The 228-nt window shown below is 67.1% G+C and carries 1 protein-coding gene; it reads right to left on the bottom strand.

Annotation, left to right across the window (positions count from 1 at the left end):
• The coding region (locus SB751_RS36125; RefSeq protein ID WP_410749744.1) for an efflux RND transporter permease subunit at positions 1-228 on the bottom strand (228 nt) is incomplete at both ends.

Here is a 228-nt window from a genome sequence, read left to right on the forward strand (position 1 = left end):
GCGATGATGGGGCCGCTCACCTCGCGCATGGCGCGATAGGTCGCGTCACGCGGGCTCAGGCCCGCGGCGATGTTGCGCTCGACGTTCTCCACCACCACGATCGCGTCGTCGACCACGATCCCGATGGCCAGCACCATCCCGAACAACGACAGGGCGTTGATGGAATAGCCGAACATCAGCAGCAGGCCGAACGTACCCACGATGGCCACCGGCACCGCCAGCAGCGGG

The organism is Cupriavidus sp. SIMBA_020 (genome assembly GCF_046535395.1).
In the GTDB taxonomy this organism is placed as follows: Bacteria; Pseudomonadota; Gammaproteobacteria; order Burkholderiales; family Burkholderiaceae; genus Cupriavidus; species Cupriavidus campinensis.